This is a genomic window from Curtobacterium sp. MCLR17_040, assembly GCF_003234735.1.
In the GTDB taxonomy this organism is placed as follows: domain Bacteria; phylum Actinomycetota; class Actinomycetes; order Actinomycetales; family Microbacteriaceae; genus Curtobacterium; species Curtobacterium flaccumfaciens.
In genome coordinates this window covers 224,199-236,385 of the sequence record NZ_QKTE01000002.1, presented here as the reverse complement: position 1 = coordinate 236,385, position 12,187 = coordinate 224,199, and the positions used below count along the sequence as shown (strand labels likewise).

General features: G+C 71.8%; 12 protein-coding genes. 1 reads left to right on the top strand and 11 read right to left on the bottom strand.

Annotation, left to right across the window (positions count from 1 at the left end):
* Positions 1 to 46 precede the first annotated feature (46 nt).
* The 4 genes from DEJ01_RS03150 to hxlB all read right to left on the bottom strand — a co-directional run bounded on the left by DEJ01_RS03150 (position 47) and on the right by hxlB (position 2,607).
* Complete coding sequence (locus tag DEJ01_RS03150; protein WP_111092192.1) at positions 47 to 769, bottom strand: alpha/beta hydrolase; 723 nt, start codon at positions 767 to 769, stop codon at positions 47 to 49.
* Complete coding sequence (locus DEJ01_RS03145; RefSeq protein ID WP_111023340.1) at positions 766 to 1,272, bottom strand: GNAT family N-acetyltransferase; 507 nt, start codon at positions 1,270 to 1,272, stop codon at positions 766 to 768. Before DEJ01_RS03145 ends, DEJ01_RS03150 begins: the two co-directional genes overlap by 4 nt.
* 136 nt (positions 1,273 to 1,408) lie before the next feature.
* Positions 1,409 to 2,032, bottom strand: a complete 624-nt coding sequence (gene hxlA / locus DEJ01_RS03140) for a 3-hexulose-6-phosphate synthase (RefSeq protein WP_071406215.1) — start codon at positions 2,030 to 2,032, stop codon at positions 1,409 to 1,411.
* A gap of 11 nt (positions 2,033 to 2,043) precedes the next feature.
* Complete coding sequence (gene hxlB / locus DEJ01_RS03135; RefSeq protein WP_071406216.1) at positions 2,044 to 2,607, bottom strand: 6-phospho-3-hexuloisomerase; 564 nt, start codon at positions 2,605 to 2,607, stop codon at positions 2,044 to 2,046.
* Positions 2,608 to 2,717: 110 nt separating this feature from the next.
* Here hxlB and DEJ01_RS03130 point away from each other — a divergent pair, with 110 nt between their 5' ends.
* Positions 2,718 to 3,563, top strand: coding sequence for a LuxR C-terminal-related transcriptional regulator (locus DEJ01_RS03130; protein ID WP_017887946.1), 846 nt, complete (start codon positions 2,718 to 2,720; stop codon positions 3,561 to 3,563).
* On the opposite strand, the gene DEJ01_RS03125 is transcribed toward DEJ01_RS03130, so the two are convergent.
* The 7 genes from DEJ01_RS03125 to DEJ01_RS03095 form a co-directional block, all read right to left on the bottom strand.
* Complete coding sequence (locus DEJ01_RS03125) at positions 3,547 to 4,065, bottom strand: helix-turn-helix domain-containing protein (RefSeq protein WP_027466794.1); 519 nt, start codon at positions 4,063 to 4,065, stop codon at positions 3,547 to 3,549. The two genes, DEJ01_RS03130 and DEJ01_RS03125, sit on opposite strands and share 17 nt — an antisense overlap.
* Before the next feature lie 109 nt (positions 4,066 to 4,174).
* Positions 4,175 to 4,858: a response regulator gene (locus DEJ01_RS03120; protein ID WP_027466795.1), complete on the bottom strand. Its 684-nt coding sequence runs from the start codon at positions 4,856 to 4,858 to the stop codon at positions 4,175 to 4,177.
* Entirely contained in the window at positions 4,855 to 7,347 is a 2,493-nt protein-coding gene (locus tag DEJ01_RS03115) for an ATP-binding protein (protein WP_111092191.1), read from the bottom strand. Before DEJ01_RS03115 ends, DEJ01_RS03120 begins: the two co-directional genes overlap by 4 nt.
* Before the next feature lie 121 nt (positions 7,348 to 7,468).
* Positions 7,469 to 8,068, bottom strand: coding sequence for a K(+)-transporting ATPase subunit C (gene kdpC / locus DEJ01_RS03110; RefSeq protein WP_111092190.1), 600 nt, complete (start codon positions 8,066 to 8,068; stop codon positions 7,469 to 7,471).
* Positions 8,069 to 8,070: 2 nt separating this feature from the next.
* A complete protein-coding gene (gene kdpB, locus DEJ01_RS03105; protein WP_111092189.1) occupies positions 8,071 to 10,170 on the bottom strand; it encodes a potassium-transporting ATPase subunit KdpB in 2,100 nt (699 codons plus the stop codon).
* Complete coding sequence (gene kdpA / locus DEJ01_RS03100) at positions 10,167 to 11,849, bottom strand: potassium-transporting ATPase subunit KdpA (protein ID WP_111028926.1); 1,683 nt, start codon at positions 11,847 to 11,849, stop codon at positions 10,167 to 10,169. Before kdpA ends, kdpB begins: the two co-directional genes overlap by 4 nt.
* Complete coding sequence (locus tag DEJ01_RS03095; RefSeq protein ID WP_017887940.1) at positions 11,849 to 11,938, bottom strand: potassium-transporting ATPase subunit F; 90 nt, start codon at positions 11,936 to 11,938, stop codon at positions 11,849 to 11,851. Before DEJ01_RS03095 ends, kdpA begins: the two co-directional genes overlap by 1 nt.
* Positions 11,939 to 12,187 lie beyond the last annotated feature (249 nt).

The following is a 12,187-nucleotide window of genomic DNA, read 5'->3' as shown; positions in this document are numbered from 1 at the left end:
AGACCGTCTGGAGGCCCGTGGTGCGTCCGCCGGTCCGCCCGCCTGGTCAGCGCAGGTCGCGCACCCAGGCCTCGATCGCGTCCGAGATCTGCTGGCGGGCATCAGCACGGCTGATGGTCGCCGTGCGGTCGCCCGGCTGGTCGCCGTAGGCACCGAAGTCGGCGTGGTTCGACCCCTGGATCTCGGTCATGGTGGCGGTCGACGGCAGCTTGTCCCGCGCGGCGTCGACCTTGGCCGGCGTCGACAGGCCGTCACGCGAACCGGAGACGCTCAGCACGTCGATGTAGGAGCGGCTGATGTCGTTCGCGCAGTAGCTGCCGAGCAGCAGCAAGCCGTCGGCGTCCTGGGCGAGCTGGCACGCGCGGACCCCGCCGAGGGAGTGCCCGCCGACCCCCCAGCGTGTGACCGAGGGCGCGTGGGCCTCGAACGTGGCGAGCGGCCGGGTGTCGAAGAACGCGAGGTTCAGCGTCGGCTTCGTGATGACCACCGTCGTGCCGTTGGCGACCACCTGCCGGAACGTGGCCATGTAGGCGTACGGATCGACCTTCGCGCCGGGGATGAAGACGATCCCGACCCCGTCGGCCTGGCCGGTCGGGGTCATCACCACCGAGTCACCGGCGTCCCGGACCGCGATCCGGTCGTCGCGCCAGACCTGCAGGGCAGCGCTGCGGGTGCCCTGCATCACGATGTGCGCCCACACGAGGAACACCACCGCGATCAGCACGACGACGGCGACGATCCAGGAGGTCCAGCGCAGCGCTCGGTTCATGTGGCCACCGTACGACGCATCCGGACCTCGGTCCGACCGTCCGGCAACGGATCGCCGGGTTCGTCGCGGGCGCTGAAGCCGACTCGCTCGTAGGCGCGGCGGGCGACGGCGTTGTCGGGCAGCACCGAGAGTTCGAGTTCGGTGGCTCCGGAGGTCGCCGCCCACACGGCGATCGCGTCGATGAGGGCGCGGGCAACACCGCGGCCGCGCGCTGCCGGGTCGACCCACATCGAGATGAGCTCGGCGGGGCCGTCGGGGCCGGTGGGTGGGATCCCGCTGGCCATCCCGACGACCGTGCCGGGAACCTCGGCAGCGGTGTCGACTGCGAGCAGGTCGAGCGCTCCCGGGATCGACAGGCGGGTGCGCCACCGGTGTTCGGGTGCGTTCGCCCAGTCCTGCAGCGTCGAGCCGAAGGCGTGCGGGGCATCGGCGAGCGCGCGGAGGCGCACTGGTCGCCAGGCTTCCCAGTCGTCGGCGGTCGCGCGGCGCAGTTCGATCCCCACGGCCCGACGCTACCGCGGGGCGGGGTGTGACCGCAGGGGCGGGAGCCAGTGAGCAGAAGACGTCGGGTGCGGTGGTCGCACTCGACGTCTTCTGCTCACTCGTTGACCGTCGCCCGAGGAGGGCGACTGGGACGCGCTACTTGATGGCGGCGCGGATCTCGGCGGCTGCTGCGCCGACGTCCGAGGCGCTGTAGATCGCGCTGCCGGCGACGGCGATGCGGGCACCGGCCTCCTGCACCGAGGCGACCGAGGACGCGTTCACGCCGCCCGCGATCGAGAACGGGACGCCCGAGTCCTTGCCGGCGTCGAGCAGGGTCGAGAACGTGAAGCCCTCTTCCGCCTGCTCGTCGAGCCCGGCGTGGACCTCGACGAACTCGGCGCCGAGCGCGACGACCTCGCGGGCGCGGGCGGCCTTGTCGGAGACGCCGATCAGGTCGACGACGATGCCCTTGCCGTGCTTCTTGGCGGCCTTGACGGCGCCGACGATCGTCGAGTCGCCGGCGACACCGAGGACGGTGACCAGGTCGGCACCGGCCGAGAAGGCGATGTCAGCCTCGAGCTCACCGGCGTCCATGGTCTTGAGGTCGGCGAACACGATCTTGTCGGGGTGTGCTTCCTTGATCGCGGTGACGGCGGACAGGCCGGCGCTCTTGATCAGGGGCGTGCCGAGCTCGAGGACGTCGACGTGCGGCGCGGCCGCGGCGGCGAGCTCGAGGGCGGCTTCGGTGGTCAGGGTGTCCATGGCGAACTGGAGCTGCATGGGTGTGCCTTTCATTCGAGGTTGGCGTGACGGGGCCAGAGGTCGTCGGCGGACTGCCCGCCTCGGGTCCACAGGGCGTGGAACACGGCGTCGCCCACCAGGGCGACCGCCTGTTCGAAGAGGCCACCGGCGTACTGGGCCGAGGCGGTGCCGGAGCGGTCGGTCTTCGTCGCGGCGGGCAGCACGATCGTGACGTCCGCCAGCTCGGAGAGCGGGGAGTCGTCGGTGGTCGAGAGCGCCACGACGGATGCGCCGACCTCGTGCGCGGTGCGCGCGGCCTGCACGATGCCGGTGGTCGTACCGGAGCCGCTCGCGACGAGGAGCAGGTCACCCGGACGGATGGCCGGAGTGGTGACCTCGCCGACGACGTGGGCGTCGAGCCCGAGGTGCATGAGGCGCATCGCGGTCATGCGGAGGGCGAGGCCGGAGCGACCGGCGCCGTGGACGAACACCCGGTCGGCGCCCTCGATGAGGTCGAGTGCGCGCTGGGCCGGGGCGTCGTCGAGGCGGGCCGCCAGGTCGCCGACCTCGCGGACGACCAGGTCGAGCGCTGCGGAGACGGTGGTTGCTGCCATGCCCTCGATCCTTCCGTCGCGCGCCCCGGCACGCCGCTACCCGCCCCGGCAGGGACCCCATCCCATCGGGTGGGCCCGTCCGCTCGGGTGGGACGGGTACGGTCGCGTCCATGGACGCATCGGTCGACACCCTGGAGGCCCGGGGCGGCTCCGCCATCCGGCTCGCGGCCGCCGAGCACGCCCGGACCGTCGCCGAGCAGGCGGACCGGCACGCGCTCACCCTGGAGTCCGTCCTCGCCGTGCTCCGGTCGTCGCGGGTCACCGACGCGGCTGCCCGGGCGGAGGCCGTCGAGATCGCCTCGGCCGCCCTCGTCGACCTGCGCACCGTGACCGATCAGCAGCGGAGCACCCTGCTCGAACCCGTCACCGGTGCGTTCTCGCGGTTGCGCGCCGACCTGCGACCGCTCGTGCGCTTCGGGGACCTCGACGTGCAGTTCGTCGAGCCGCCGGCCACCGGCCGCGCGCTCCCGGGTGACGTCGCCCACGCGGCCCGGGCGATCGTCCGGACCGCGGTGCTCGCCCTGGTCGACGACGGTGCGGCGAAGCGGGTGCGCATCCAGTGGGACTGCGACGGCCGGAACCTGCTCATGCAGCTCCGGGACGACGGCTCCGGCACGCTCGACGTGCAGGACGACGCCATGCGACCGATCGCGGAGCGGGTCGTCACGCTCGACGGGCGGGTGCAGGTCGCGAGCACGCCCGGCTGGGGGTCCGTGCTCGACATCTCACTGCCGCTCGACCCGCGGCCGACCGAGGTGGACGCGGTCGACGACGGCGACCTGACCCCGCGGGAGCGCGACGTGCTGCGGCTCGTGGCGACCGGTGTCGGCAACCGGGAGATCGCCGAGGGGCTCGGCATCAGCGTCAACACGGTGAAGTACCACGTGGCGAACCTGCTCCGGAAGCACGGCGCCCGGACCCGGGCGGAGCTCGCGGCGTTCAGCTCCCGGGCGTGAACCGACGGGACCGCGACGAGGCGTCCCGACGAGACCGCGACAACGGGTACCGACGGTCGAGCGCGGGCTCGACGACGGTCGCCATCAGGAACTGCGAGAGCAGCCGCCCACCCGCCCAGTAGATGGGGATGACGAAGATCGCGGCCCCCGGCCAGATGCGCGAACCGATCAGTGCCAGGGTGCCGAGCGTCACGACGATGCCGACGCCGGAGTACAGGTACTGCCAGCCGCGCGAAGCAGCGTCGCGCTGCGCCTGCTCCCGCTCGGCGCGCTCGTCGAGCCCGCGCACCCCCGGGTCGAGCGAGGCCGGCTCCTCGGTGGCGAACAGGTCGCGCACGGGGACCTCGAGGGCCGTGGCCACCGCGGACAGCGACTCGAGGCTCGCGTCGTTGCCGCTCTCCATCCGTTGCACCGTCCGCACGGCGATGCCGCTCGTCTCGGCCAGTCGTTCCTGGGTCCAGCCCCGCAGTCGTCGGAGTTCACCGATCCGCATCTCGTTCATGTCCTGAACAGTAGGGAACCGCGGAACGCCGCACCACGACAGGGACCCGCCACCGACACGACAGTTCCCCGACAGCGACCCGCCAGGGTGTCCGCGGCGGCGGTCCGCCCTACGCTCCGGGGGCGAAGCGGTACCCCATGCCGGACTCCGTCACCAGGTAGCGCGGGTGCGCGGGATCGGGCTCGAGCTTCCGCCGCAGCTGGGCCATGTAGAGGCGCAGGTACCCGGAGTCGTTGCCGTGCGTCGGGCCCCAGACCTCGGTCAACAGCATCTCGCGGGTCATCAGGCGGTCGGGGTTCGTGACCAGGACCTCGAGCAGGCGCCACTCGGTGGGCGTCAGGCGGATCGCGGGGCCCTCGGCCGGGGTGACCTGCTTCGCGACGAGGTCCACGAGCAGCGGTCCGATCGCGATCGTCGGGGTCTCCTCGGACGCCACCACACGGCGCCGCCCGAGTGCCCGCAGCCGGGCGAGGAGCTCGTCCATCTGGAACGGCTTCGTCACGTAGTCGTCCGCACCGGCGTCGAGCGCGTCGACCTTGTCCGACGAGTCGGTGCGCCCCGAGAGCACGAGGACCGGCACCTGCGACCAAGCCCGGACGCCCTCGAGCACCCCGATGCCGTCGAGCCGGGGCATGCCGAGGTCGAGCAGCACCAGGTCGGGGCGCTCGGTGATGACGGCGTCGATCGCCTCGCGCCCGTCCCGAGCCGTGACGACGTCGTACCCGCGCGCCGAGAGCGTCACCGACAGCGCGCGGACGAGCTGCGCGTCGTCGTCAGCGATCAGGACCTTCATCGGATCTCCACTCCCACGTGCCCGGCGATCGGCAGCCGCACCACGACGGTGAGCCCACCGCCCGGGGTGTCGTCGACCTCGATCGTGCCGCCCATGCCCTCGGTGAACCCGCGCGCCAGGGCCAGGCCGAGCCCGAGGCCGGTCTCGTTGTCGGTGTCTCCGAGCCGCTGGAACGGCTGGAACACCTCGTCGCGGCGGTCCTCGGGGATCCCGGGGCCGTGGTCGGCGACGCGGAGTTCGACCCCGCCGGCGAAGGCGCTGGCGGCGACCCGGACGTGGGTGCCGTCCGGTGCGTACCGGGCGGCGTTGGCGAGCAGGTTCACGACGACGCGCTGCAGCAGGACCGGGTCGGCGAGCACCGGCGGCAGGTCCGCGGGCAGGTCGAGGTCGACGTCGTCGGGGCCGAGCTCCAGCTCGTCGAGCGCCGGCGCGACCACCGTCTCGAGCGCGATCGCCGCCGGGGTGACCGCGAGGACTCCGGCCTGCACGCGGCTGACGTCCAACAGGTCTGCCAACAGCACCGCCAGCTGACCGAGGCTCTCGTCGGCGGTCGCGAGCAGCGCCTCCCGGTCGGCCCCGGACAGGTCGATGTCGGACGCACGCAGCGTCTGCACGGCGGCGGAGGCCGCGGCGATGGGTCGGCGCACGTCGTGGCCGACGGCCGCGAGCAGCGCGCTCCGGACCCGGTCGGCGGCGGCGATGCGCTCGGCGCCGACGGCGGTGCGGGTCAGCTCCCGGTGCTCGACGGCGGCGTCGAGCTGCTGCTCGACGACCCGCAGCAGCCGGCGTTGGGTCGGGTCGTCGGGCGCACCGGCGAACTCGAGCACGGCGCCGGACGCCAGCGTCGTCGACGCGTCCGGCGTCGCACCGAACTCGCCGGAGGTCGCCGGCACCTCGTCGCCCTGGCGGATCCGGACGCCGGCGAAGCCGAAGGCTTCACGGGTGCGGTCGAGCAGCGCCTGCAGGGCGTCGTCGCCGCGGAGCACGCTGCCGGCGATGCCCATCAGGAGCCCGGACTCGGCCGAGGCCCGACGGGCAGCGCGCGACCGCCGAGCAGACCGGTCGACCACGAAGCTGACCAGCACCGCACTGATCACGTACATGACCAGGGCGAACAGGTGCCACGGCTGCTGGACGGTGACCATGTAGAGGGGTTGCACGAAGAAGTAGTCGAGGCTCAGTCCGGACAGCACGGCCGTGAACACCGCCGGCCACATCCCGCCCACGAGCGCCACGACCAGGACGAGCAGCTGGTACGCCAGTACGTCCACCGTGATGGCGTCCGGATCACTGCCGATCGACAGCACCCACGTGAGCAGCGGCCCGACCAGGACCGACAGGACGAACGCGGCGACCACCCGGCCGCGCGACAGGCTGCCGCCGAGCTTCGGCAGGGTGATCCCGCCGCCGGCTCGCTCGTGCGTGACGACGTGCACGTCGATGTCGCCGGACTCGCGGATCACGGTGTTGCCGATCCCCGGGCCGGTCATGGCGGCCGCGAGCCGACTGCGGCGGCTGACCCCGATCACGATCTGGGTGGCGTCGATCGACCGCGCGAACCGCACCAGCGTGCTCGGCACGTCGTCGCCGACGACCTGGTGGTACGTCCCACCGAGCTGCTCGAGCAGGGTCCGCTGCTTGCCGAGCGCGCCGGGGTGCCGGACGCGCAGGCCGTCGTTCGTCGTCACGTGCACGGCGGCGAGTTCACCGCCGGCACTGCGGGCGGCGATGCGGGCGCCGCGGCGCAACAGGGTCTCGCCCTCGGGGCCGCCGGTCAGGGCGACGAGCACGCGCTCCCGGGTCTCCCACCGGTGCTCGATGCCGTGCTCGGCGCGGTAGGCCTTGAGCGCGTCGTCGACCTCGTCGGCGAGCCAGAGCAGAGCGATCTCGCGCAGTGCGGTGAGGTTGCCGAGGCGGAAGTAGTTCGACAGCGCGGCGTCGATCCGGGCCGCCGGGTACACGAGCCCGTCGGAGAGCCGTTCGCGCAGCGCTGCCGGGGCCAGGTCGACGACCTCGATCTGGTCGGCCGCGCGCACCACGGCGTCGGGGACGGTCTCGCGCTGCACGGTGCCGGTGATCTCGCGGACCACGTCGCCGAGGGACTGCATGTGCTGCACGTTGACGGTCGAGATGACGTCGATGCCGGCGTCCCGCAGCGCTTCGACGTCCTGCCAGCGTTTCTCGTTCGGGCTCCCCGGGGCGTTCGTGTGCGCGAGTTCGTCGACCAGCGCGACCTCGGGTGCCCGGGCGATGACGGCGTCGAGGTCGAGGTCGTCCAGGTCGACACCCCGGTGCGAGACGGTGCGGCGGGGCACGACCTCGAGCCCGTCCACCAGTGCCGCGGTGGCGGCGCGCTCGTGCGTCTCGACGACGGCGACGACCACGTCGCGTCCCTCGTCGAGCAGCCGACGCCCCTCTTCGAGCATCGTGTAGGTCTTGCCGACACCGGGCGCCGCACCGAGCAGGACCCGCAGCTTCCCGCGCTTCACGTGCTCATCCTCTCGCGTGCGGGGGTCGGTCTCCGCAAAACACCGGTGTTCACCTGTCGCACCGCGGATTGCGGGTGTTCGACGCGCGAGCACCGGTGTTTTGCGGAGGGGTCACCCACGGTCAGGACAGCTTCGCCAGGGCCAGGTTCAGCGACAACACGTTCACCACGGGCTCACCGAGGAACCCGAGCTGCCGCGACTCGGTGTGCGACGCCACGAGCTGCCGCACGGTTGCGACGGGCAACCCCCGCGCCGAGGCCACTCGAGCCACCTGCTGGGACGCGTAGGCCGGGCTGATGTCCGGGTCGAGCCCCGAACCGGATGCGGTCACGGCGTCGGCAGGCACCTGCGCGGCGGGGACCCCGTCGGCCTTCGCCAGCGCCGCACGACGCTCCTCGACGGCCTTGAGCAGGTCGGCGTTGTTCGGCCCGAGGTTCGAGCCGGAGGACGCCCCCGCGTCGTAGCCGTCCCCGGCGGCGGACGGCCGCGACTGGAACCAGCGGTCGGCCTGCTTGCCGGTGAACGACTGCCCGATCAACGAGGAACCGACGACCTTGCCGGACGAGTCCGTGACCATCGAACCGTTGGCCTGGTCGTGGAACGCCGCCTGGCCGACTCCCCAGACGGCGAGCGGGTAGCCGACGCCCAGGACGACGGTGGCGACGAGGGTGAGGCGGATGGCCACACCGGCGGAACGGAAGGTGGAACGTGCAGATGCCATGACTAGAACCCCGGGATGAGACCGACCACGAGGTCGATCAGTTTGATGCCGATGAAGGGGACGACCACGCCGCCCAGCCCGTAGACGAGCAGGTTGCGGCCGAGGATCGACGACGCTGCGGCCGCGCGGTACTTGACGCCACGCAGGGACAGCGGGATGAGCGCCACGATGACGAGCGCGTTGAAGATGACCGCCGACAGGATCGCGGACGACGGGCTGTGCAGCCCCATGATGTTGAGCGCCGCGAGCCCGGGGAACGCCGCCTGGAACATCGCCGGGATGATCGCGAAGTACTTCGCGACGTCGTTGGCGATGGAGAAGGTGGTCAGGGCACCGCGGGTGATGAGCAGCTGCTTGCCGATGCGGACGACGTCGATGAGCTTGGTCGGGTCGGAGTCGAGGTCGACCATGTTGCCCGCCTCCTTCGCCGCCGTCGTGCCGGTGTTCATCGCGACGCCGACGTCCGCCTGGGCCAGGGCCGGGGCGTCGTTGGTGCCGTCACCGGTCATGGCGACGAGGTTGCCGCCCTCCTGCTCGCGCTTGATGTAGGCGAGCTTGTCCTCCGGGGTGGCCTCGGCGAGGAAGTCGTCGACGCCGGCCTCGTGGGCGATGGCGGCCGCGGTGCGGGGGTTGTCGCCGGTGATCATCACCGTGCGGATGCCCATCGACCGGAGCTCGGCGAACCGCGACGCCATGCCGTCCTTGACGACGTCCTTCAGGTGCACGACGCCGAGCAGGGCGACCGCGCCCGTTGACGAGCGGCGACCGACGACGAGCGGGGTGCCGCCCTGGTCGGAGATCTCCGCGACGGTCGCGTCGATGGCCGAAACCACACCGGCATCGGTGGTGTCCGCCCAGGCGAGCACTGCCGCAGCGGCGCCCTTCCGGATCTGTGAGCCGTCGGGCAGGTCGAGACCGGACATGCGCGTCTGCGCCGTGAACGGCACCTCGACAGCGCCGTCCGGCAGTGCCGGCGCCACCCCTGCGTCAGCAGCGAGCGACACGATCGAGCGGCCTTCCGGTGTCCCGTCGGCGGCGCTCGACAGCGCGGCTGCCGCCATGAGCGAAGCCTCGCTCACGCCCGGCACCGGCACCACGCGGGATGCCCGACGGTTGCCGTAGGTGATCGTGCCGGTCTTGTCGAGCAGCAGCGTCGTGATGTCGCCGGCGGCCTCGACCGCGCGGCCCGACATCGCCAGCACGTTGTGCTGCACGAGCCGGTCCATGCCGGCGATGCCGATCGCGGAGAGCAGGGCTCCGATGGTGGTCGGGATGAGGCAGACGAGCAGGGCGATGAGCACCGGCACGCTGACCGTCGCACCGACGAGTCCCGCGATGGGCTGCATCGTCAGGCAGACGATCACGAAGACGATCGACAACGAGGCGAGCAGGATGTTCAGCGCGATCTCGTTCGGCGTCTTCTGCCGTGCCGCACCCTCGACCAGGCGGATCATCCGGTCGATGAAGGTCTCACCCGGCGTCGAGGTGATGCGCACCACGATCCGGTCCGACAGCACCCGGGTGCCGCCGGTGACGGCACTGCGGTCACCGCCGGACTCGCGGATGACCGGTGCGGACTCGCCGGTGACGGCCGACTCGTCGACCGACGCGATGCCGTCGATGACGTCACCGTCGCCGGGGATGACCTCGCCGGCGACGACCACGACCACGTCGCCCTTGGCCAGGTCGACGGACGCGACCTCCTCGGTCTCGTTGCCGGTCGCGGCCGCGTCGGTCGTCGCGTACCCGAGCACCCGACGGGCGCTCGTGGTCGAGCGGGTCTTCCGCAGGGTGTCGGCCTGCGCCTTGCCACGGCCCTCGGCCACCGACTCCGCCAGGTTGGCGAAGACGACGGTGAGCCAGAGCCAGACGGCGATGGCGATCGTGAACGCGGACGGCTCGACGACGGCAGCCGCCGTCGTCAGCGCCGCGCCGACCTCGACGATGAACATGACGGGGTTCCGCCACATGAGTCGCGGATCGAGTTTCCGCAGGGCGCCCGGGAGGCCCGCCACCAGTTGGCGGGGTCCGAATGCGGACGAGCGGGTGGCCGGTTCCACGGCGGTGCGCGGTTCCGACTCCGTGGTCACGGGGGTGGTCATGACAGTCCTTCTGCGAGCGGACCCAGTGCGAGCACCGGGAAGTAGGTGAGTGCGGTGACGATGACGGCGACGCCGCCGAGCAGCCCGATGAACAGCGGGCGGTGGGTGGGCAGCGTGCCGGCGGTCTCCGGCACCCGGTCCTGCGCGGCGAGGGACCCGGCGAGCGCCAGGACGAACACCATCGGCACGAAGCGGCCGAGCAGCATCACGACGCCGAGCGAGGAGTTCATCCAGGTGGTGTTCGCGGTGAGCCCGCCGAAGGCCGAGCCGTTGTTGTTCGCACCCGAGGTGAAGGCGTAGAGCAGCTCGGTCAGCCCGTGGTTGCCGGGGTTGAAGATCGACGTCCCGAGCACCTGTTCGCGGACCCCGGGGATCACGAGCGAGAGCCCGGTGGCCAGGAGCACGAGCGTCGGCGTGACGAGGATGTACAGCGCCGCGAAGGTCATCTCCTTGGCGCGGATCTTCTTGCCGAGGTACTCCGGGGTGCGACCGACGAGCAGGCCGCCGATGAACACCGTGATCACGGCGAGCACGAGCATGCCGTACAGGCCGGATCCGACGCCGCCGGGGGTGACCTCGCCGAGCATCATGTTGACGAGCGCCATCATCCCGCCGATCGGGGTGTAGCTGTCGTGCATCGCGTTGACCGCACCGGTGGACGTCGAGGTGGTCGCGGTCGAGAAGAGCGTCGAACCGAGGATGCCGAAGCGGCTCTCCTTGCCCTCCATCGCGGCACCGGCAGCGTGTGTGGCGACACCGCCGCCGCCGAGTTCGGCGATCGACATGACCGACAGCGACACGAGGAAGATCGCGCCCATCACGGCGAGGATCGCGTACCCCTGGCGGTCGTCGCCGACCAGGCGCCCGAACGTGCGCGGGAGCGAGAACGGGATGACGAGCATCAGGAAGATCTCGACGAGGTTCGTCCACGCCTGCGGGTTCTCGAACGGGTGCGCCGAGTTCGCGTTGAAGTAGCCACCACCGTTCGTGCCGAGCTCCTTGATCGCCTCCTGCGACGCGACGAACCCGTCCGGGATGTGCTGCGTGCCACCGATGAGCGTGGTGACGTCGGTGCCGCTCCCCCACGACTGGACGACCCCGCCGGCGACGAGGATGATCGCGAAGACGAACGCCCCGGGCAGCAGCAGTCGGCCGAGCCCGCGGACGATGTCCACCCACACGTTGCCGAGCGTGCCCGACTTGCGACGGGCGAACCCGCGCACCAGGGCCACGGCAACCGCCAGGCCGACGGCCGCGGACAGGAAGTTCTGCACCGCCAGGCCGGCCATCTGCACCGTGTAGCCGAGGGTGACCTCGGGCGAGTACGACTGCCAGTTCGTGTTCGACACGAACGACGCCGCGGTGTTGAACGCGAGCGAGGGTCCGACGCCGGGCAGCCCGAGGTCGCCGGGCAGGACGACCTGGATGCGCTGCAGCAGGTAGACGAGCAGGAGCCCGGCGACGCTGAAGAGCAGCACGCCGCGCAGGTACACGGGCCACGACTGCTCGGCGTCCGGGTCGACCCCGATCAGCCGGTAGACCCCGCGCTCGACCCGGTTGTGGCGGACGGGCGTGAAGACCTTCGCCATCCAGTCACCGAGCGGGCGGTACGCGACGACGAGCAGCAGGACGAGCGTGGCGACCTGGGCGATGCCCGCCCAGACGTCCGCGGCGCCCACTAGAAGCGCTCCGGACGCACGAGCGCCCAGACGAGGTACACGACTGCGGCGATGCCGAGGACGGCGGCCGCGATGGTGATGCCGATCACAGCCGTTCCACCCCCTTGGCGATCAGTGCCACCACGCCGAACACGGCGAGGACACCGGCGACGACGAACACGTCGAACACGAGGGACTCCAGAAGATCTGCGGTGTCCGCGCCGGGTGACGCGGACCGGCACCACGAGTGGTGCCGAACCGATGCTGCGTCCTGCGCCGGGCCTCCAGGCCGCTCCTAACGGATCCCTGACGCCGCCCTGACGGACGCATGCACGCTCCTAACGCGCGTGACCGACGCG